Origin of the sequence: Jonesia denitrificans DSM 20603 (assembly GCF_000024065.1) — a bacterium.
Classification (GTDB): domain Bacteria; phylum Actinomycetota; class Actinomycetes; order Actinomycetales; family Cellulomonadaceae; genus Jonesia; species Jonesia denitrificans.
In genome coordinates this window covers 1,004,778-1,025,622 of record NC_013174.1, presented here as the reverse complement: position 1 = coordinate 1,025,622, position 20,845 = coordinate 1,004,778, and the positions used below count along the sequence as shown (strand labels likewise).

Genomic DNA, 20,845 nt, shown 5'->3' with positions numbered 1-20,845 from the left:
CACAGGCGCGTATACGCCGGTCATCAGCAATGGTGTGCGGGAGATCATGCCTTTATTGTCACAGCGAACGGTGCGTTCGTCTACCACGGTCATGTCCGCGCTCACTAGGTGGACACATGTTGCTGTCGGTGACAGAGCGGTACGGTAGGAAGGAGAATGACAACCACGACAGGGAGGCGATCACGATGAGCACCACAGTCGGTTTTATCGGTATCGGAAATATGGCCAGTGCGATCATTCGCGGGTTAATTACAAGCGGGCTCGTGAATGCGTCAGACATCGTTGTCTCATCGCGCGACCATGCTCGCCGCGAGGCTTTTGCCGCCGAGTTGGGGGTGCGGTCCTTGGACTCTAACGTTCTGGTGGCGCTTGAGTCAGACATCTTAGTTCTCGCAGTCAAACCCGCCCAGTTTGAGACTGTGTGTGAGGAAATTGGTGAGGAGATCGAGCAGTCAGACCCTCTCGTGGTGTCAGTGGCGGCAGGCCTGACACTTCGCCAACTCGCTGACATGCTTCCCGCACGGACCCGAATTGCTCGCGCCATGCCCAACGTCAATTCCTCCCTGCGTGAAGGGATGACCGCTGTCTGTGTGAATGAACACGCCACCTCGACCGACGAAGCATCAGTGGTTGCTGCATTTGAGGCGGTTGGCCAGGTCGCGGTCCTTGATGAGTCACTCTTTTCCGCATTTACTGCAATTGCTGGCAGCTCTCCTGCGTTTACGTTCTTGTTTATCGATGCGCTCTCCCGTGGTGCTGTTGCCGCGGGCATGCCCAAAGATGTGGCAACCGCGGTTGCTGCACAAGCAGTGCGTGGGTCAGCGTCGTTGCTAGCCGGGTCTGACCGTCACCCATGGGAACTGATCGATTCAGTGTGTTCTCCTGGCGGAACAACAGTTGCAGGACTCTTGGAGTTGGAACGACATGGGTTCTTATCAACAGTCACCCAAGCGGTGGCTGCAACAGTTGCCCGTGACGCACAACTGCGTGACCAGGGATAGCAGAAGGCGTTATGCTTCTTTAACGGCCCCTGCCCTGGTGTTAGTGCAGTGAGTTGGCGTGGTTGTTCGCCGATGGCCACACAAAGTGTGTGTTGTTCTGTCGGCTTACTCCCACGTTGAGGTGTCCCCGTGTCTGCGTCTTTCTTCCCTGTTCCTTTGTTGTACCGCCCTCGTGGTGGTGTGCGAGCTGTCGTGGGTGCTTCACTGTGCGCCGTGCTGGTAGCAAGTTGCTCTGCCCCTTCACAGCCGTCACCAGACTCACCCACCACAAACGCATCGTCGAGCCAAACACGGGAAGCCACCACTTACCCCCTGACTGTGGACAATTGTGGGACGACCGCCACATTCGATTCAGTACCCGAGCGCGTCGTCACCCTCAAATCCTCCACTACGGAACTGCTCCTTGCCCTCGGACGTGGTGACCGGATCGTTGCAACAAGCTATCTTGACGGCCCAGTTGCCCCCTGGCTCGAGGATGAGGCCGCACAAGTACCCGCCGTGTCGGCACCACTTGATGAACGTCTCCCATCATTGGAAAAAGTCTTAGAAACCGAACCAGATCTGATTTTTGCAGGCTGGGAATCAATGGTCACCACAGAAGGACTAGCCGATCGCGACCGACTGACCCAACTGGGGGTGAACACTCTTGTCGCACCATCCGCCTGCAAAGAAGACGGGTACCGGCCTGATCCCTTGACCTGGGAGTCGTTAGCACAAGAGATCACAACAGTCGGCACAATATTCGATGCACACAGTGAGGCACAAAGCCTGGTCGACACCATGAATGAACAACTGGCAGCGATCTCTCCCGATAGTCGTGGACTCAGCGCCCTATGGTTTTCCTCAGGCTCTGACACCCCATTCGTCGGCGGAGGTTCAGGTTCAGCTCAGCTCGTCATGGATACCGTAGGACTGCGTAACATCGGATCAGACATTGACGACACCTGGGGACCCATGTCTTGGGAAGCAATCATTGATGCTAACCCTGACGTCATTGTCCTCGTGGATTCGTCATGGTCCTCAGCGCAAAAAAAGAAGGACATCTTGACAAGTCACCCAGTGGCATCAACACTCGACGCGGTTGTGAACGACCGTTATCTTGTCATTGACTTCCCGCCCACAGAACCAGGTGTGCGTACCGCGGATGGAGCGGTGGCGCTCGCAGACCAACTCGCGGCCCTGACCGTGGAGGACTGACCTTCATGGCGCAGGTAGCCACCGACATTCCCCGTCCACATCAGGTGGCTGGTGAGCAATCCGCGCCAACTGGTGCGCGTGGTGGACGCCCCCGGTGGGCGGCCCTCGCGTGGGGGGTCGCCGGACTTGTTGTTGTGCTCGCCAGCATCATCGGCGGTGTATTGGTTGGCCCGGCACAGATCAGTGTGGCGCAGGTGCTCCAGGTGTTCGCCACTGAAAGTGGTGTGGGCGAGGGGTTCCCTGGGGTGGCGGTGTCCCGATTGGAACACGCAATGGTGTGGGATTTGCGCCTCCCTCGGGTCCTTACCGCAGGTTTCGTGGGAGCCGGGTTGGCAATCAGTGGCGTCATCATGCAGTCACTGACCCGCAACCCTCTCGCGGACCCCTATTTGGTGGGGTTGTCGTCAGGGGCATCGTTAGGGGCGGTCAGTGTGCTGGTGTTGTCGGCGAGTGTCGCATTGCCTGTCGCTGCGTTCCTCGGCTCACTGGGGGCACTCATCGCGACGTTGGGGCTGGCCCGCGCACTCGGTACCGTCACCCCTACCCGGGTGATTCTGGCCGGGCTCGCGGTGTCGCAATTGTGCTCTGCACTGGTTTCTTTTGTTGTGTTCACCGCTGCTTCCGGAGACACCTACCGTGAGGTTCTTGCCTGGCTTTTGGGCTCATTAGCATCAGCGAGTTGGGACTCAGCCGCCATTGGCGTAGCTGTATATGTCGTAGTGGGGCTACCGCTCCTTGCCACAGGAAACGTCCTTGATGCGTTCACCTTTGGCGAGTCCCATGCCCATGCGCTGGGTGTGCGTGTTGAGCAATGGCGATGGGCGCTTCTCATCGCTGTTGCTTTGCTCGTCGGGGTTTTGGTCTCTATTTCTGGGGCGATTGGGTTTATCGGCATCATTGTGCCGCATACGGTTCGTCTGTTTACCGGCCCCCGCCACCGCCTTCTGTTACCGTTCTCTGCCATGTGTGGTGCAGTTTTTTTGATGTGGAGTGACACCCTTGCACGCATAATCATGGAGCCAAAAGAAATCCCCGTCGGTGTCATCACGGCACTTGTCGGAGCTCCCATTTTCGCGTGGGCGCTGTACCGCCACCGGTCAGGAACACCGCAATGACCGAACCCCACCAGCTGCGGCTATCACACGTCTCCTGGCACGCTGGTAGCGTGCCCATTCTTACCGATGTGACCGTCGATTTCCCCCACGGTAAAGTCACCGGACTATTAGGCCCCAATGGGAGCGGGAAATCAACCCTGTTACGGCTCCTGTCTGGAGCTATACGCCCCACACAAGGACACGTCACCCTTGACGGTGTCGACGTCCACGCCTGGAGTGCGCGCCGTCGAGCCTGCCTGATGGCCACAATCGACCAGCACAACGATACCGGCGCCCCGGTGACGGTCCGTGACGCGGTAGCCTTAGGCCGCATCCCGCATCGGTCATTATTTGCTGGCGAAACCCCTCATGACGCCGCTGTCACTGACCACTACATCACCATGATGGAGCTGACATCGTTTGCCAGCCGTGATATGACGACACTGTCCGGAGGAGAAAGCCAACGTACCCACGTCGCGCGCGCATTTACCCAACAACCCAAGATCCTCCTTGTGGACGAGCCCACCAACCACCTTGATATTCGTGCGCAATTTGAGGTGTTGGCCGCGGTGAGCACTCAGGCACACCGCACCTCAACGCCCCCCACCGCCAGTGGGAAAGCACCAGAGGTAGCCACGCAGACGACCGTGGTGATCGCCATGCACGACCTCACCCTCGCTGCACGCTATTGCGACAATCTCATCCTGCTTGACCATGGGCGAATAGTGGCCACTGGTACACCACGCCACGTCTTAACTCCCGCACGAATCCGGGCAGTCTACGGAGTCGACGCCACAATGTTTGACCACCCGGACACCGGAGAACTCATCATCGCTCTGAACCCGTTGCCTGAACCATCAAAGCAAGAATGCCCCCACACAACTCTTGGCGTGCAGTAAATCGAGCAATCGCATCACCATTGTCACTGTGGAGCGCGACGCTCACGGGCTCGAAGCCCAGCAGCGAAACCCTCATCAAAGGCCTCTTTGCTTCCCCGAGCAAACAAATCATCCTCGCCAAGACGCACTAACGACCGTGCACCGGGGCCGTGGTCTCCCGGCGGCAACACATCCTCACTCACACCTCGGACCACAGCGAGCGGACGGCCATTATTCTTTCCGCGCACCACATCGCTGGCAGCAGCCAACTCATCCACAATCACGCTCATCGTCACGTGCAACGCACGTCCCGCTTGATCCACTTGCCCACGGTAGTCTCGCCAAGGTTGCATCCCAGCAACACCGATGGCGATATCAGTTTGCCCACTGCGCCACGGTCGCCCCACCGTATCTGACACAATGACGGCGACGTTGACTGTCCGTTTTTCCCACAGAAACTCACGGATCTGTCGGGCGGAATAATCAGGGTCCTCGGGCAACAACAGCACCGTCCCCTCGCTCGTGTTGGAGGAATCGACACCTGCTGCAGCCATCACTAACCCCAGTGGGTTTTCAACAATGCGCAGCGGTGGTCCGTCCACTCGATCGCGGCGCGCCACTTCGCGCACAGTCTGACTTGTGATCGCAGCCTCCCGATCATCCGCCCGGACGACACGTCCTTCTGCTTTGGACACGATCTTTGAGGTCACCACCACCACATCACCGTCGTGGAGCGCACCAGCATACTGAGCTACCAGCTCAGCTACGCTCATTCCTGGCGTCACCTCGGGAACTCCGTGCACGGCCCACACCTGCAGTGCGGCACTCACCCCCTGCTTGCCGGCCCCGTCATGAATCATGTCTTTCCCTTCCCACCAGTTCACACCTGACAGCCCTTCACCTGACAAGGTCACACCCTGTTCTTGGTGGAGCCAGCATACGCTGACCCCACCGCGCCAACTGAGCCCACCGTCACATCACACAGACAACCTCACGAATACTGCCGAAAGGACCCATGAAAGTTATGGAAGAATGATTGACCATGAGTGTCTTTGACAAAAACGCAGCCGCTACCCACCCTGACTTCCCCCGTTCCGCGACTGTTTCCGGTGTTCCTGACAAAGTTGGCGTCGAGGGACTTGAAGACCGCTGGGACCGCGCCTGGGACAACGAGCGCACGTACAGCTTTGACCCTCACACCACCCGTGAGCAGGTCTACTCCATTGACACTCCCCCACCAACAGTTTCTGGGTCCCTCCACGTCGGCCACGTATTCTCCTACACGCACACCGATGTCATTGCCCGCTACCAGCGGATGACCGGAAAAAATGTGTTTTACCCCATGGGGTGGGACGACAACGGTCTCCCCACAGAACGACGGGTACAGAACTACTACGGAGTCCGATGCGACCCCTCGTTGCCCTACGTGCCAAACTACGAACCACCTTTTGCGGGTGGTGACGGAAAATCTGTGAAAGCAGCCGACCAACAACCCATTTCACGGAAGAACTTTGTCGAACTGTGCGAACGCCTGACGGTAGAGGACGAAAAACACTTTGAGGTGTTGTGGCGCAAACTTGGTCTGTCAGTTGACTGGTCACGCACATACCAAACTATCGGCGACGAGGCGCGTGCTGTTGCGCAACGGGCCTTCCTGAACAACCTTGAACGAGGCGAAGCATACCAAGCTGAGGCACCTGGGCTGTGGGACGTCACTTTCCAAACAGCTGTTGCACAAGCCGAACTCGAGGCACGCGACTACCCAGGTCACTACCACAAAGTTGCGTTCCACACTGCAGATGGCTCACCACTGTTCATTGAGACCACACGCCCCGAACTTCTCGCAGCGTGTGTTGCGCTGATCGCACACCCCGATGACGAGCGCTACCAACACTTATTTGGCACCACAGTGACCTCACCATTGTTTGGTGTGGAAGTACCCGTCCTGGCGCACCGGGCTGCAGAACCAGACAAGGGTGCTGGCATCGCCATGTGCTGCACCTTCGGTGACCTCACTGACGTCCAATGGTGGCGCGAACTCAACCTCCCCACCCGCTCCATCATCCGCCGAGACGGCCGGATTATCCCAGAAACCCCAGAGTGGATCACTGCGGAACAAGGCCTCGAGCTTTATGCTGCCATTGGCGGAAAAACCACGTTCTCCGCACGCCAACTCATTGTCGATGCGCTGCGCGCCTCAGGTGACCTCGACGGCGAACCACAAGCAACACAACGGAAAACCAACTTCTTCGAAAAGGGTGACAAGCCCCTCGAAATTGTGACGTCACGTCAGTGGTACATCCGTAACGGTGGACGCCCCACGAACAATCGCGACCTGCGGGCCGAACTCCTGGCCCGCGGTGAGGAACTCCACTTCCACCCCGACTTCATGCGCGTGCGCTACAGCAACTGGGTTGAAGGACTGAACGGTGACTGGCTTGTGTCCCGTCAACGCTTCTTCGGAGTCCCCTTCCCCGTCTGGTACCCGGTGGATGGATCGGGTGAACCACAATACGACTCCCCGATCACGCCACGCCCTGAGCAACTCCCTATTGACCCGTCAAGTGACACCCCCGAGGGGTACACCGAAGACCAACGTGGGCAAGCGCACGGGTTTGTTGGCGACCCAGACATCATGGACACCTGGGCCACCTCATCACTGACCCCGCACATCGCTGGTGGGTGGATCAGCAACCCAGACCTGTTCCGCACAGTGTTCCCCATGGACCTACGTCCACAGGGACAAGACATCATCCGAACGTGGTTGTTCTCAACAGTTGTGCGCTCCCACCTGGAAAACGACTGCCTACCCTGGCGGCACGCCGCAATCTCGGGTTGGATCCTTGACCCTGACCGCAAAAAGATGTCCAAATCCAAAGGCAATGTCGTGACCCCCATGGGGCTCCTGGAACAACACGGTTCCGATGCTGTGCGCTATTGGGCCGCTTCGGCACGCCTAGGTACCGATGCCGCGTTCGAAGTCGGCCAAATGAAAATCGGACGCCGCCTCGCGATCAAAATTCTCAACGCATCAAAGTTTGCGCTGTCGTTTTCTGACGACGGTCACATCAGCCTCGACCCAGCCCACGTGAGTGAACCACTCGACAAAGCAATGCTTGGTGCACTAGCGGAGGTCGTTGACCGTGCAACTGAGGCCTTGAACTCCTACGATCACACCCGCGCGTTAGAACTGACCGAAACCTTCTTTTGGACGTTCTGTGATGACTACCTAGAACTCGTCAAAGATCGCGCATATGCCGATGGTCACGACACAGTCAGCGCACAAGCCCAGTCTGCACGCACAGCCCTCGCACTCGCACTGGACGTGCTGCTCCGGCTATTCGCCCCTGTCCTTCCTTTCGTCACAGAGGAAGTGTGGTCGTGGTGGCGCGAAGGGTCAATCCACCGCAGCCCATGGCCCACCTCAGCGCAGTTGTCTGTTGTCGCCGCTGACACATCATCAGACCTCCTCGCCGCAGCAGGAGCGGCACTCGCAACTCTGCGTAAAGTGAAGTCAGAAGCAAAAGTCTCGATGAAAACCCCCATTCTCAGTGCGACACTTGCCGTTCCCACGCTGTGGGAACCGTATGTCCACACTGCACTGGCCGATGTGCTCGCAGCAGGCCGTGCTGAGAACGTCAGTGTCACCCCGATCGACCCTGACTCCACGGACGCAAGCCACCACGGCGGGATGACGATCACCGCTGTTGAGCTCGGTGAAGCACCTGCCCGAACCCCCCGCGCCTAGCATCGCCCTATCCAAGGATCTCTTATGAACGAATCATCAGTGCCCGATCGGTGCGATTACCCTCCCGAAGCGTCAATCAACACCTTGCTTGCTGACCGTGTCCAGCGAGCAGGTGGTAAGACACTCTTCGAACGGCAAACCGCTCTGGCCTCCGGCTGGGTACCAGTCACCGCGCAACAGTTCGCCGACCAAGTCATGGCGACAGCGCGCGGACTTATCGCCTCAGGTGTCGCAGTAGGCGACCGAATCGCCATCATGTCTCGCACACGTTACGAATGGACTCTCCTTGACTTTGCGGCCTGGGCTATCGGGGCCGTGCCGGTTCCCGTGTATGAGACATCCTCTGCAAAACAACTGCAATGGATTTGCTCTGATGCTGGCGTCAACATCCTCATTGTGGAAAACTCCGCCCACCTGGCGGTCGCTCAGGAAGCAGCGCGCGATCTTCCTGATCTGCGTGAGGTTCTCGTCCTTGATGACGACGCGTTGTCAACGCTTGCTACCCGTGGCGCAAACACGGACCCGCACGAAGTCACACAGCGTTCTGTCGCGGTCACCGGGGGCGACCTAGCCACCATCATTTACACCTCCGGCACCACAGGGCGCCCCAAAGGTGTGGAACTTACTCACCGAAGCTTTGTGTTCCTGACCCGCAACGGAATTGCTGACCTGGGACACGTGTGTGCGCCAGGAAAGCGCACCCTCCTCTTCATGCCGCTGGCACATGTCTTTGCCCGATTTATCCAGGTGTTGTGCGTGACCTCAGGTGCGGTCATGGGGCATACACCCGATGCTCGAAACCTCATCCCTGATCTCGCCTCGTTCCGTCCTACCTTCCTTCTGGCGGTTCCACGAGTATTTGAGAAGGTGTACAACTCAGCTGAACAAAAAGCGGGTCCCCGCAAACTCAAACTGTTTCGCTGGGCTGCGAAAGTGGCAATCCAGTATTCACGAGCAAGTGAACGCCAAGAAGGCCCCTCAGCAATCCTCAAAGCACAGCACGCGATTGCATCCGCTCTTGTATTTTCAAAATTGCGGGCTTTGTTAGGTGGGCAAGCCGAATACGCCATCTCTGGTGGTGCACCGTTGGGTGAACGACTCGGTCACTTCTATCGCGGCATTGGTCTGACAATCCTGGAAGGGTACGGCCTCACAGAAACATGCGCACCCACAACGGTGAATCGCCCTCATCTCGTGAAAATCGGGACTGTCGGGCTGCCTTTCCCCGGTGCATCAGTGAAAATCGCGGACGACCACGAGATCCTAATCAAAGGTGACCACCTTTTCCGTGGCTATCGGAATAACCCTCAGGCTACAGCTGAGGCCCTGAAAGATGGGTGGTTCCACACCGGCGACTTGGGCACATTAGACGACGACGGTTACCTTCGGATCACCGGCCGCAAGAAAGAAATTATCGTCACCGCTGGAGGGAAGAACGTTGCTCCAGCGGTCCTTGAGGACCGGTTACGTGGCCACCCTATTGTGTCGCAAGTCGTTGTCGTTGGTGATCAACGCCCATTCATTGGTGCGTTGATCACTCTGGACACCGATATGCTTCCTGGCTGGCTGCGATCGCACAACCTGCCCCCCATGGACGTGACGACGGCATCGACAGATGAACAAGTCCTTGCTGCCCTTGACCGTGCCGTCACCCGCGCAAACGAGGCAGTTTCTCGGGCTGAGTCCATCCGAAAGTTCACCGTTCTCACCACAGACTTCACTGAATCGAACGGATACCTTACTCCGTCCATGAAAGTAAAACGCGCTCAAGTCCTCAAGGACTTCTCCTTAACCATTGACGAACTCTACGGTGGGCCGGTGTCCCAGAACGACGAGTAAGCGCTCTGTCACAAGGTCAACGGCGTGTGTGGGGTTAACCCGACACACGCCGTTGCTGTCTGCACTCTCTGCGCAGGCGCTGACCTTCCTCCACGTGTGCTGTGAGAAATAACCCGTGCAGTGATTAGTCATGCACGCCTATGTATAGGTATGATCTTGGGCAGAGACCCACCGATCAAAGGACCACCATGAACCGGACAACAGCCTTCACCGCGACCGCACTGCTTGCCCTCAGCATGACCGCATGCTCCAGCACCCAGAGCACGGAAACGGAGAGCGGTATCGCGCTCGTCAACCAAAACACCCTCACTGTGTGCACAAACCCACCGTTTGAACCCTTCGAATACAAAACAGATGCCGGTGAGATCGTGGGCATCGACATGGACATCATGGCTGAAGTCGCCACCGACCTCGACCTTGAACTATCCATTGTGGAAGCCGCATTCGACGCCATGGAATCCGGTGCGTCACTAGAATCAAACCAATGCGACATCATCGCCACGGGCATGACCATCACCGAGGAACGTGAAGAACGCTTCTCATTCTCCAACCCCTACTATGACGCTAACCAAGGGGTCCTCGTGACCGCAGGAACCACAGTCGCCTCCCTGGAGGACCTCAACGGTCAAAGCGTAGCCGTCCAAATCGAAACCACTGGCGCATCACTCGCAGAGGAACAAGGCCTGAACGCAACAGTCTTTGAGGACCTCGGACTGGTTGTCCAAGCAGTAGCGACTGGCCAAACTGACGCGGCAATCGCCGACGTAGGAACACTCGCACCCTACGTGACCGACGAACTCACCATTGGCTACATCGAACAAACTGACGAGCAATACGGTTTTGGGGTGAAGAAAACCAACCCTGAACTCGTCACAGCCGTGAACAACACCCTAACCCGGATCACCGAGTCCGGCCGACTTGAGGCCATCGTCGAAGCCCACACTGGAGCTGAGTCAGCCGAATGAGTGACACGTCACCTGCAACACGACAACCACGCCCGGCACCGCGCCGACGTCGCCTCACCCCAAGACAACGCGCGCGAATGTCCCAAGCAGTTCAGTATGCACTTCTCGCGCTCGTGGTCCTCATCGCTTCCCTCACTGCGGACTGGCAGCGGATCGCAACCAACCTTTTCAACGTTGATGTTGCCCGTCACATGCTCCCGCAGCTTCCAGGTGCCGCACTGAATACCATCACCTACACGGTCCTTGCCTTTGCCCTTGGACTAGCTCTTGGTATTCTCCTGGCACTCATGCGGTTGTCTTCAGTGGGGCTCTACCGGTGGATCGCCACCGGATGGATTGAGTTTTTCCGCGGCATCCCTGCCCTCCTTGTTGTTTTCACCGTAGGATTTGCAGTCCCTATCGCCTTTGGAGTGCGCATTGACTCCATCACAGCCAAAGCCGCACTCGCGTTGGGGATCGTGTCCTCGGCATACATTGCCGAAACCATTCGTGCAGGAATCCAAGCAGTACCGCCCGGACAGATCGAAGCAGCGCGTTCACTAGGCATGTCCCCCATGCGCACAATGCTCACTGTCACGCTCCCACAAGCATTCCGTATCGTGCTGCCTCCGATGACAAACGAACTCATCTTGCTGACCAAAGACACCTCCCTGGTCTACCTCCTTGGCCTGTCTGCAGCGGCCTATGACCTGACCAAGGTTGGTCGCGACACCCTGAACTCAGGAATCGGCGGATTAACAGGGCTCTTCGTTGTTGGAGCCGCCTACCTGTGCATCACCATCCCGCTTGGCTTCCTTGCCCGCTGGCTTGAAAAGAAAACCGGAGGGTCCCGATGACACAGCCCATCGTCAACATCCATCAGCTCCACAAATCCTATGGTGAGCGCGAAGTACTGACCGGAATCGATGTAACGATCAATGCTGGTGAAGTTGTCTGCCTCATCGGCCCGTCAGGATCGGGCAAATCAACACTTCTTCGCTGTGTGAACCAACTGGAGCACGCAACATCCGGTACTGTCACCGTGCTGGGTCAGACCATCGCCGCTGATGATCATGAACCCGATATTGACATTGACGACCTCCGTTCCCGTGTTGGGATGGTTTTCCAACAGTTCAACCTATTCGCACACATGACAGTGCTTGAGAACTGCACCATCGCACAACGCCGCGTCTTGGGTCGAGGAAAAAAGGAAGCAGAGCGTATCGCCCACCTGAACCTCGAACGGGTCGGCCTTGGCGATCGTGGCTCCTCCTACCCCCGGCAGCTATCGGGTGGGCAACAGCAGCGAGTGGCCATCGCTCGCGCACTGTCGATGGACCCTGAACTGATGCTGTTTGACGAACCAACGTCAGCGTTAGATCCCGAATTAGTCGGAGATGTTCTCACTGTGATGCGTGAGTTGGCCGAACAAGGCATGACCATGCTTGTAGTCACCCACGAAATGGCTTTCGCGCGTGATGTGGCGGATCGGGTGGTGTTTATGGATCAAGGTGTCATCGTTGAGGAAGGCCCCGCGGAACAGGTGATTAACTCACCGTCTCAGGAACGCACCCAACAGTTCCTCAAGCGCGTGCTGGACCCCACTCACGCATCGTTGACAGACACTGACCGATAACGCCCCGCACGGGCAAAATTTGAGGGGCCTGAGCACCACGCTCAGGCCCCTCAAACATGTGGAGCGACAGTCACTCGAAGAATTCTCTTCAAGAGTAGGTGTCCAATGGGCGAACCTCTCCATACTCCTCTGCAATCCGTTTGTGATGCCGGATCACTTCGGAAACGATGAAATCGCGGAACTTCTCCGCGAACTGTGGGTCTAAACCAGCCTGATCAGCGATCGAGGTGAGACGTTGAATTTGCTCACGGTCACGCGCGGGGTCTGCAGGCAGCACACCAGCTTGCGCTTTGAGTTCCCCAACGCGGTGCGTGAATTTAAACCGTTCAGACAACAAATGCATGAGTGCTGCGTCAATATTGTCAATGGACGCACGAAGACTCAGGATTTCTTGCCGAATAGCAGGGTCTGCCGTTGGGTCATCACCGGTTGCAGGAGTCTCATTCACAGTTGTTACGCGCTCTTTTCACGGGCTTCACGGCCCGCATCGGTTCGTGGGACGAGGGTGGGATACACCTTATCAAGGACGACCTCACGGGTAATGAGAACTTTCTCAACATCCGTGCGAGAGGGCACTTCAAACATGACCTGTTGGAGAACCTCCTCAAGAATTGATCGCAACCCGCGAGCCCCAGTTCCCCGCAACAGGGCCTGTTCCGCCACTGCACGTATTGCGTCGTCAGTGAATTCGAGGTCGACGTCGTCAAGGGCGAACATTTTTCGATATTGCTTGACAAGAGCGTTACGTGGTTCAGTCAAAATTGACACCAACGCATCAACATCGAGTTCATTGACCGTTGTCATGACGGGAAGACGCCCAATGAACTCGGGAATCAACCCAAACTTGTGCAGGTCTTCTGGCATCACGCGCGACAAAATGTTTGCACTGTCACCGGGGAGCGCAAGCGGTGCCCCGAAACCGATACCACGCTTCCCGGTGCGTTGCGAAATAATGTCTTCGAGTCCGGCGAATGCTCCTGCAACAATAAACAGAACGTTTGAGGTGTCGATGGTGATGAATTCCTGGTGTGGATGTTTACGCCCACCTTGAGGAGGTACTGATGCTGTTGTTCCTTCGATGATTTTCAGTAAAGCTTGCTGCACGCCTTCGCCTGACACATCACGGGTGATCGATGGGTTCTCAGCTTTACGAGCGATCTTGTCTATCTCATCGATATAGATGATGCCGGTTTCTGCTTTCTTCACATCAAAATCTGCAGCCTGGATCAGCTTCAGAAGGATGTTTTCAACATCTTCGCCGACGTATCCAGCTTCTGTCAGGGCCGTTGCATCAGCGATCGCGAACGGCACGTTAAGCATGCGCGCAAGTGTTTGAGCGAGGTAGGTCTTCCCACACCCAGTGGGGCCTATGAGCAAAATATTGGACTTAGCGAGATCAATGTCGTCGTGGTTGTCACCAACTTTAGGTGCATCGGTTGCCGTAATACGTTTGTAGTGGTTGTACACAGCAACAGCGAGGGATTTTTTCGCTGTGTCTTGGCCGACAATATACTCTTCAAGGAAATCAAAAATCTCTTGAGGCTTAGGCAATTCTCCCAAGCCGCTCTCTACAGCTTCGTTGAGTTCTTCCTCGATAATTTCATTGCACAATTCAATGCACTCGTCGCAGATATACACCCCTGAACCAGCGATGAGTTTCTTCACCTGCTTTTGAGACTTTCCACAGAAAGAACACTTCAGCAGGTCGGCACCGTCACCTAGACGTGTCACAGATTGCCTCCTTCGCAAGCCCCGCCATCGGGGTTGGGTGCGTTGTCACCGCGTGTTGGTTCCAGGTCCAATATGTCACACCACCGGTGAATACCTTATCGGCAACTCACCGGTGGTCTGAAATATTCCTATGATCACATGTCAGTCGTGCGCTTGCGCGATCCGTTGCGCCTTGCGGGACTCAAGAACCTGGTCGACAAGACCATACTCCACAGCTTCTTGAGCGGACAGGATCTTGTCTCGCTCAATATCAGTGCGAATCTCGTCAATCGGTTTGCCTGTGTGCACCGCGAGAGTGTCCTCAAGCCATTCACGCATCCGCAAGATTTCGTTGGCGTGAATTTCAATATCCGAGGCTTGTGCATACCCTCCACCAGACAGTGACGGCTGGTGGATGAGTACACGCGCGTTGGGCAGCGCAAGGCGCTTGCCGGGGCTTCCAGCCGCGAGTAAGACAGCCGCTGAGGACGCCGCTTGCCCAAGACACACAGTTTGCACCTCGGAGGTGATGTACTGCATGGTGTCGTAGATCGCGGTCATCGCGGTGAATGAACCACCCGGTGAGTTGATGTACAAGATGATGTCACGGTTTGGTTCTTGCGACTCAAGAACAAGCAGTTGTGCCATGACGTCATCTGCGGATGCGTCATCAACTTGCACCCCCAAGAAGATGATGCGGTCTTCAAACAGCTTGGTGTATGGGTCTTGGCGCTTAAACCCGTACGCAGTGCGCTCCTCGAACTGGGGCAACACATACCGTGAAGACGGGGTGGGAGCACCACCAAAAGGCACACCGTTGGGACCGGCAAGTCGTTGGGCTCGGGCGATGAACTGAGATTCGTAGCTCATGAATTAAGTCTCCTTGTCCGCTGTCGGATCAGTCGTCAGAGGACGGCTTGGACCCGGAAATTGATCCAGCGTGCTCAACGATGTGGTCGATGAAGCCGTATTCCAACGCTTCTTGGGCTGTGAACCAGCGGTCACGGTCGGAGTCTGTGTTGATTTGTTCCACAGTCTTGCCGGTTTGTTCCGCAATCAATTCGGCAAGAACTTTCTTCATATGAAGAATAAGTTGCGCATTGATACGGATATCTGTTGCGGTCCCGCCAATCCCCCCAGAGGGTTGGTGCATCATGACGCGAGCATGCGGGGTAGCGAATCGCTTACCGCGCTTCCCTGAGGACAACAGGAACTGCCCCATTGAGGCAGCCATTCCCATGGCAACGGTCACGACATCTGGTTTGATGAACTGCATCGTGTCGTAAATGGCCATCCCTGCGGTGATGGAGCCACCGGGCGAGTTGATGTACAGGTAAATGTCTTTGTCAGGGTCCTCAGCGGCGAGCAAGAGCATTTGTGCGCAGATAGCGTTCGCGTTCTCATCGCGCACTTCTGATCCGAGCCAAATGATGCGTTCTTTGAGTAGCCGGTTGTAGATCGAGTCGTTGAGTGCGAACCCATTGCCTTCGCCCTGGGCGCTTGCAGGCATCTGCTCGTTCACGCTGTCTCCTGTTCCACGGATTTTTCTTGAGTGCTGCCTTGACCTTAACGCGTGTGCCATGGGATTCACTCCCGCAAATGCATTGTTTCGCTCAAGGCGCACAGCCGTTTCCTGCGCACACGGCTGTGGGCCGGAACCTCAAGAAAGGTCCGGCCCACCGTTCACAGCGTGTCACGTTGGTGATCAGTGTGAGGCGTCCTCAGTTGCTTGCTCTTCAGAGTCGCCCTCTGCTGCCTGTTGGGCGGCTTTGGCAATCTCTTCAGCGGCAGCATCGTCTTCGTCCGAGCCGATGAACTCAGACAGGTCAACAACGTTCCCATCCTCGTCCTTGACTTCGATTGACCGAAGTGCAACAGCCAGCGACTTCGAACGTGCCACTTCACCGACCATGGCAGGGATTTGACCCTGTTGGTCAAGGGTGGAAATGAACTGCTGTGGATCCATGCCGTACTGGCGTGACGCAGAGATGAGGTAGTCAAGAAGCTCCTGCTGAGCAACCTTCACTTCGAGCTTCTCTGCGAGTGTGTCAAGAAGAAGTTGGTTCTTGAGCGCAGTGGTGGTCTCTTGAGTAACCTCCGCACGGTGCTCGTCGTCCTCAAGGCGCCCTTCTCCCTCGAGGTGACGGTTCACTTCAGCCTCAATGACGCCAGCTGGCAGTGGGAACTCAACCTTGTTGAGTTCCGCAACGAGAAGATCACGTGCGGCGACAGCCTGGTTGGACGCAGCTGCGTTCTTCGCCTGCTCGCGGAGGTCGTCTTTGAGTTCGTCAATGGTGTCAAACTCAGAGGCCATTTGCGCGAAGTCGTCATCTGCCTCTGGCAGTTGACGTTCCTTGACCGCTGTTGCGGTCACCGTCACCGTTGCCTCCTCACCAGCGTGGTCACCGCCAGCAAGTGGAGCAGTGAACGTGGTGGTCTCGTCAGCGGACAACCCTGTCAGTGCCTCATCGAGACCTTCAAGCATGTTGCCGGTGCCAATTTCGTAGGAAATTCCGGAAACAGAATCAACGGTTTCGTCACCAATTTTCGCGGTGAGGTCAATGACGACGAAGTCACCGTCAGCAGCAGGACGGTCAACGCCCACCAGGGTACCGAAACGCTCGCGAAGCGATGTCAGACGCTCTTCTACGTCCTCGTCGGACACGGTGACGTTAGGGACTTGGAGGCTCAAGCCGTCAAGCTCTGGCAGGTCGAAGTCTGGGCGAACTTCAAGCTCGACCACGAATTCGAGGTTTCCCTGCTCGTCGTCGCCAAGAGGAACCTTGGTGACCTCAACGGACGGTTGCCCCAACGGCCGCAACTCTGACTGCGCGAGTGCGTCGCGGTAGAAGCCTGGGAGGGCTTCGTTGACTGCGTGCTCCAGCACTGCTGCGCGTCCGATGCGCTGGTCAATGATGCGTGGCGGCACCTTGCCCTTGCGGAACCCAGGAATGGTGATGTCCTGAGCAATGTGGGTGTAGGCGTGCTCGATCGCTGGCTGGAGCTCGTCGTACTCCACCTCGACCGTCAGCTTGGCCTTGGTCGGGTCTAGGGTCTCGACGGTGCTCTTCACTTCGATGATCTCCAACTATTGCGTGGTGCCGGTGAGTTCGGCAGGATGTCTGGTCGTGTGGGCACCAATCATTTATCTCAATGAAAGTGGCCCAACTGAAGAATCCTACGCTATCGCGCATGAAATCGTCACGGCGACCCCAGTCCTCGATGCGTGAGTTGTTCTATCGCCATAACGAAGGAGACGCGAGTCACACGGTTTCGTTTTTGACTTCGCGCTCTTCCCCCATAGAATGGTTGAGCAGCTGCGGGCGTAGCTTAATGGTAAAGCCTTAGTCTTCCAAACTAATGACGCGAGTTCGATTCTCGTCGCCCGCTCCACTGACAAGGAGGACCTTCGGGTCCTCCTTTTTTATTCTCTTCCCTCCACTTGTGCTTGGTCTTCATTCCGCACCGCTAGAGTTTTTTCCGAGCTGTGATGCGCACCTCTACCGTGCACGACCTCGTTCGCGACGCGGACGCATCGATAGTTTTCGCTGCGTAACATGATGTCTCGCATGGCGGGTGCACGCTGGACATGACTGTGCCAGACTCATAGAGTCCAGTCAGACTCTCCTGTGCGGCAGTCACCTCGCTCTGCAGAGCGACCTCGCCAGGAAGAGATGAACAGAAAGCTAGGAGGGAACGTGGTGAACACCCATCACCGCCGTGTCACCCCCTCCGCATGCTTATTGACTTGTTGCTGTCTCTAGAGCGCTGTCCTTGTCAACTTCAGGCAAAGCCAGCGCTCGTTTCCCTGCGTCCGACGTCATCTGACCGGCAGTGGAAGTTTCACTCAGTTACATGATGCGGATGCGCCCCACGTGGGCACTCACCGATGACCCCCTGATGAAGAGGACACCATGGCACGCATTTTCGACGACGTCACCAAACTCGTTGGCAACACTCCCCTTGTTCGCATCAACCGCCTCACCGAGGGAGTGGGCGCAAACATCTTTGCGAAATTAGAGTTCTACAACCCCGCAAACTCCGTGAAAGACCGCATTGGCGTGGCCATCATCAACGCCGCCGAAGAATCCGGACAACTCAAGCCCGGGGGAACAATCGTTGAAGCAACCTCAGGAAACACCGGAATTGCGCTAGCGATGGTGGGTGCAGCACGCGGATACAACGTTGTGCTCACGATGCCCGAGACAATGTCCAAGGAGCGGCGCGCACTTCTTCGCGCATTTGGGGCAGAGCTCATTTTGACTCCTGGATCAGGTGGGATGAAAGGAGCGGTCGACGAAGCCGACCGTATTGTGGCAGAACGTGACGGTGCGATCCTTGCCCGTCAGTTCGCTAACCAAGCAAACCTGGAAATCCACAAAGCAACCACCGGACCAGAGATCTGGACTGACACCGACGGTGAAGTGGACATTCTGGTTGCAGGAATCGGCACAGGCGGGACAATCTCAGGCGCCGGTCAATACCTCAAAGAGCGCAAGCCTGAGGTGCAGGTCATCGCCGTTGAGCCTGAAGAGTCCGCCATCTTGAACGGTGGCGCTCCAGGCCCGCACAAGATTCAAGGCATCGGCGCGAACTTCGTACCTGAGATTCTTGACACAACTATTTACAACGAAGTGATCGACATCAACGCCGACACTGCCGTTGAGTACGCACGCCGTGCCGCCAAAGAAGAAGGGCTCCTCGTTGGTCTTTCCTCAGGTGCGGCACTTGCTGCCGCCCTCGAAGTAGCCAAGCGAGAAGAAAACAACGGGAAGAACATCGTGGTGATCATCCCATCGTTTGGGGAGCGTTACCTTACCTCGATCCTGTACGCCGACCTCCTCGACTAATACGCCTCCGGGTGGAGCGGAATATTTCGCTCCACCCGCATCGTTGTTGTCTTCGATCCCCACCACCCCTGGTGCTCGGCCAACCGAAGCCAGCACTGGCGTAATGACCACCACTCAAGGACGTGACTCGATGACTGCCCCATGGAAACTTCTTGCTGAAGACCTCCAAGCAGCACGCGACCGGGACCCCGCTGCCCGCAGTCGGTTCGAAATTGTCCTTGGCTACCCTGGGCTTCACGCGCTGTGGTCCCACCGTCTCACCCATGCCATGTGGCAGTGGGCACCGCTGAAACTTGCCGCCCGTGTCTTATCCCAAATCACCAGGTCACTGACAGGGGTAGAAATCCACCCCGGCGCGGTCCTTGGCCGGCGCCTGTTTATCGATCACGGGATGGGTGTGGTCATCGGTGAAACTGCAGTCGTCGGGGACGACGTCACTTTATTCCATGGAGTCACACTCGGCGGGCGATCCATGACACATGGAAAACGCCACCCCACCATTGGTAACGGTGTTGTCATTGGGGCTGGCGCTAAAGTCCTTGGTCCCATCTGGGTTGGCGATCACGCACAAATAGGGGCTAATGCGGTCGTGGTGAAAGACGTTCCCTCCCACGCTGTTGCAGTCGGTGTCCCCGCCCAAATCAAGGGCCGCCCCACGAGCGCGCCCATCGTCGAGCATTGCGAAGACCCTGCAATCTTTATTTAGCCATCCCCACGCATCAACACCGCACGAATACACAAGAATGCGCAGCCACCACTGTTGGGTAAGGTGGACAACAACCTCAACGGTGAGGCTCTTCAAAGACGAGGATTTTTATGCGTATTGGCGTCAACACCGGCTATTGGCAAGCATCCGCTCCCCCACATGCCCAGGACTTGTACACACTGTGCGACACCCTAGGGGTCGATTCTCTCTGGACCTCAGAGGCGTACGGTTCCGATGCACTGACACCACTGGCCTGGTGGGGTGCCCGCACCTCCCACATTCGGCTGGGAACAGCGGTGATGCAAATGAGTGCCCGCACACCCACTGCAGCGGCCATGGCAGCGATCACCATGGACCACCTGAGCCAAGGACGGTTCATTATGGGGCTTGGGGCGTCCGGCCCTCAAGTCGTTGAGGGATGGTACGGTCAACCCTACGCGCGTCCCCTCGCGCGCACCCGCGAGTATATTTCCATTGTTCGAGACGTCATCGCACGCCAGCACCCCGTTGAACACCAAGGCCACTTTTACTCCCTGCCGTTATCCCCCCGTCCAGGCTCAGATCAAGCCACAACAGGTATCGTGGGCGGGGGAAAGCCACTCAAGTCCACAGTCCACCCCTTGCGCAGCAACCTTCCGCTGCACCTTGCTGCTGAAGGACCTAAAAACATCGCGCTTGCTGCCGAGTTGTGTGACGGCTGGCTCCCTCTGTTTTATTCCCCGAAACGAGACGCAGAGTTCCGGAACTATTTATCTGAAGGGTTCGCACGTCGTGACAGCGCCCTCAGTCCCACCGACGCGTTCGAAGTGTCAGCAACCGTGCCCGTTGTCGTTGCCGACGACCTTGACACAGCCTTAGAAAAGATCCGCCCCTTTTTTGCCCTCTACATTGGTGGGATGGGATCACAAAGCGCGAACTACCATCGCGCAGCTGTAGAAAGGCTTGGGTACGAAGATGTATGCCGCGATGTCACCCGCCTTTACCAGCAAGGGGACAAAGACAAAGCTGCTGCAGAAATACCGCTAGAGCTCATCGACGACGTTGCACTCGTTGGCCCCATACCTCGCATTGCCGCCGCTCTCGCTCAATGGGATGCAACTGCGGTCACTTCGCTTCTCATTCAAGGCGATGCACAAGCAATACGGGGGGTCATGGAAGCTACCGCCATGAAGACCGCTCTGGCCCAAACGCAGACCACCCCACCAACGCACGGGGCGCATCGGCAATAAATACTAGCCAAGA

At 56.9% G+C, this 20,845-nt stretch carries 18 protein-coding genes and 1 tRNA gene; 13 read left to right on the top strand and 6 right to left on the bottom strand.

Annotation, left to right across the window (positions count from 1 at the left end; translation table 11 throughout):
- Positions 1-185 precede the first annotated feature (185 nt).
- The 4 genes from proC to JDEN_RS04835 all read left to right on the top strand — a co-directional run bounded on the left by proC (position 186) and on the right by JDEN_RS04835 (position 4,191).
- Positions 186-1,001, top strand: coding sequence for a pyrroline-5-carboxylate reductase (gene proC / locus JDEN_RS04850; RefSeq protein ID WP_015771252.1), 816 nt, complete (start codon positions 186-188; stop codon positions 999-1,001).
- A gap of 129 nt (positions 1,002-1,130) precedes the next feature.
- On the top strand, positions 1,131-2,198 hold the full coding sequence (locus tag JDEN_RS04845; protein ID WP_015771251.1) for a putative F420-0 ABC transporter substrate-binding protein: 1,068 nt from the start codon (positions 1,131-1,133) through the stop codon (positions 2,196-2,198).
- A gap of 5 nt (positions 2,199-2,203) precedes the next feature.
- Positions 2,204-3,313, top strand: coding sequence for a putative F420-0 ABC transporter permease subunit (locus tag JDEN_RS04840; RefSeq protein ID WP_015771250.1), 1,110 nt, complete (start codon positions 2,204-2,206; stop codon positions 3,311-3,313).
- Complete coding sequence (locus tag JDEN_RS04835; protein ID WP_015771249.1) at positions 3,310-4,191, top strand: putative F420-0 ABC transporter ATP-binding protein; 882 nt, start codon at positions 3,310-3,312, stop codon at positions 4,189-4,191. Before JDEN_RS04840 ends, JDEN_RS04835 begins: the two co-directional genes overlap by 4 nt.
- Positions 4,192-4,214: 23 nt before the next feature.
- Here JDEN_RS04835 and cofE read toward each other — a convergent pair whose 3' ends face one another.
- Positions 4,215-5,030: a coenzyme F420-0:L-glutamate ligase gene (cofE, locus tag JDEN_RS04830; protein WP_015771248.1), complete on the bottom strand. Its 816-nt coding sequence runs from the start codon at positions 5,028-5,030 to the stop codon at positions 4,215-4,217.
- Between the two features lie 182 nt (positions 5,031-5,212).
- Between cofE and valS the strand changes: the two genes are divergently transcribed.
- The 5 genes from valS (at position 5,213) to JDEN_RS04805 (ending at position 12,337) form a co-directional block, all read left to right on the top strand.
- Positions 5,213-7,918 carry a valine--tRNA ligase gene (gene valS, locus JDEN_RS04825; protein WP_015771247.1) on the top strand — a complete coding sequence of 902 codons (2,706 nt, stop codon included), beginning with the start codon at positions 5,213-5,215 and terminating at the stop codon, positions 7,916-7,918.
- 24 nt (positions 7,919-7,942) lie between these two features.
- Positions 7,943-9,757: an AMP-dependent synthetase/ligase gene (locus tag JDEN_RS04820; protein ID WP_015771246.1), complete on the top strand. Its 1,815-nt coding sequence runs from the start codon at positions 7,943-7,945 to the stop codon at positions 9,755-9,757.
- Positions 9,758-9,945: 188 nt separating this feature from the next.
- The gene (locus JDEN_RS04815) at positions 9,946-10,722 is read left to right on the top strand and encodes a transporter substrate-binding domain-containing protein (protein WP_015771245.1); all 777 of its coding nucleotides are present in this window, start codon (positions 9,946-9,948) and stop codon (positions 10,720-10,722) included.
- Positions 10,719-11,558, top strand: coding sequence for an amino acid ABC transporter permease (locus JDEN_RS04810; protein WP_015771244.1), 840 nt, complete (start codon positions 10,719-10,721; stop codon positions 11,556-11,558). Before JDEN_RS04815 ends, JDEN_RS04810 begins: the two co-directional genes overlap by 4 nt.
- Complete coding sequence (locus JDEN_RS04805; protein WP_015771243.1) at positions 11,555-12,337, top strand: amino acid ABC transporter ATP-binding protein; 783 nt, start codon at positions 11,555-11,557, stop codon at positions 12,335-12,337. Before JDEN_RS04810 ends, JDEN_RS04805 begins: the two co-directional genes overlap by 4 nt.
- Positions 12,338-12,425: 88 nt before the next feature.
- Here JDEN_RS04805 and JDEN_RS04800 read toward each other — a convergent pair whose 3' ends face one another.
- The 5 genes from JDEN_RS04800 to tig all read right to left on the bottom strand — a co-directional run bounded on the left by JDEN_RS04800 (position 12,426) and on the right by tig (position 17,120).
- Complete coding sequence (locus JDEN_RS04800; protein WP_015771242.1) at positions 12,426-12,785, bottom strand: chorismate mutase; 360 nt, start codon at positions 12,783-12,785, stop codon at positions 12,426-12,428.
- 5 nt (positions 12,786-12,790) lie between these two features.
- Complete coding sequence (gene clpX / locus JDEN_RS04795) at positions 12,791-14,068, bottom strand: ATP-dependent Clp protease ATP-binding subunit ClpX (RefSeq protein WP_015771241.1); 1,278 nt, start codon at positions 14,066-14,068, stop codon at positions 12,791-12,793.
- A gap of 141 nt (positions 14,069-14,209) precedes the next feature.
- Positions 14,210-14,917: an ATP-dependent Clp protease proteolytic subunit gene (locus JDEN_RS04790; protein ID WP_015771240.1), complete on the bottom strand. Its 708-nt coding sequence runs from the start codon at positions 14,915-14,917 to the stop codon at positions 14,210-14,212.
- A gap of 28 nt (positions 14,918-14,945) precedes the next feature.
- Complete coding sequence (locus JDEN_RS04785; RefSeq protein WP_015771239.1) at positions 14,946-15,569, bottom strand: ATP-dependent Clp protease proteolytic subunit; 624 nt, start codon at positions 15,567-15,569, stop codon at positions 14,946-14,948.
- 183 nt (positions 15,570-15,752) lie between these two features.
- Positions 15,753-17,120 carry a trigger factor gene (gene tig / locus JDEN_RS04780; RefSeq protein ID WP_015771238.1) on the bottom strand — a complete coding sequence of 456 codons (1,368 nt, stop codon included), beginning with the start codon at positions 17,118-17,120 and terminating at the stop codon, positions 15,753-15,755.
- 246 nt (positions 17,121-17,366) lie between these two features.
- On the opposite strand from tig, the gene JDEN_RS04775 reads away from it, so the two are divergent.
- From JDEN_RS04775 to JDEN_RS04760, 4 genes are all read left to right on the top strand, one after another.
- Positions 17,367-17,440: transfer RNA gene (locus JDEN_RS04775), tRNA-Gly, on the top strand.
- A 521-nt stretch (positions 17,441-17,961) separates the two neighbouring features.
- Positions 17,962-18,897, top strand: a complete 936-nt coding sequence (gene cysK, locus JDEN_RS04770; protein ID WP_015771236.1) for a cysteine synthase A — start codon at positions 17,962-17,964, stop codon at positions 18,895-18,897.
- 103 nt (positions 18,898-19,000) lie between these two features.
- Positions 19,001-19,603 (top strand): serine O-acetyltransferase EpsC, encoded by a 603-nt coding sequence (gene epsC / locus JDEN_RS04765; RefSeq protein ID WP_226926600.1) that lies wholly within the window; start codon positions 19,001-19,003, stop codon positions 19,601-19,603.
- A 110-nt stretch (positions 19,604-19,713) separates the two neighbouring features.
- Positions 19,714-20,832, top strand: coding sequence for an LLM class F420-dependent oxidoreductase (locus JDEN_RS04760; protein ID WP_015771234.1), 1,119 nt, complete (start codon positions 19,714-19,716; stop codon positions 20,830-20,832).
- Positions 20,833-20,845 lie beyond the last annotated feature (13 nt).

Coding starts and splice junctions, on each gene's coding strand:
- JDEN_RS04805 (WP_015771243.1), top strand. CDS start 11,555: ATGACACAGCCCATCGTCAACATCCATCAGCTCCACAAATCCTATGGT.
- epsC (WP_226926600.1), top strand. CDS start 19,001: ATGACCACCACTCAAGGACGTGACTCGATGACTGCCCCATGGAAACTT.
- JDEN_RS04815 (WP_015771245.1), top strand. CDS start 9,946: ATGAACCGGACAACAGCCTTCACCGCGACCGCACTGCTTGCCCTCAGC.
- JDEN_RS04790 (WP_015771240.1), bottom strand. CDS start 14,917: ATGAGCTACGAATCTCAGTTCATCGCCCGAGCCCAACGACTTGCCGGT.
- cofE (WP_015771248.1), bottom strand. CDS start 5,030: ATGATTCATGACGGGGCCGGCAAGCAGGGGGTGAGTGCCGCACTGCAG.
- JDEN_RS04835 (WP_015771249.1), top strand. CDS start 3,310: ATGACCGAACCCCACCAGCTGCGGCTATCACACGTCTCCTGGCACGCT.
- valS (WP_015771247.1), top strand. CDS start 5,213: ATGAGTGTCTTTGACAAAAACGCAGCCGCTACCCACCCTGACTTCCCC.
- JDEN_RS04820 (WP_015771246.1), top strand. CDS start 7,943: ATGAACGAATCATCAGTGCCCGATCGGTGCGATTACCCTCCCGAAGCG.
- JDEN_RS04840 (WP_015771250.1), top strand. CDS start 2,204: ATGGCGCAGGTAGCCACCGACATTCCCCGTCCACATCAGGTGGCTGGT.
- JDEN_RS04810 (WP_015771244.1), top strand. CDS start 10,719: ATGAGTGACACGTCACCTGCAACACGACAACCACGCCCGGCACCGCGC.
- JDEN_RS04760 (WP_015771234.1), top strand. CDS start 19,714: ATGCGTATTGGCGTCAACACCGGCTATTGGCAAGCATCCGCTCCCCCA.
- cysK (WP_015771236.1), top strand. CDS start 17,962: ATGGCACGCATTTTCGACGACGTCACCAAACTCGTTGGCAACACTCCC.
- proC (WP_015771252.1), top strand. CDS start 186: ATGAGCACCACAGTCGGTTTTATCGGTATCGGAAATATGGCCAGTGCG.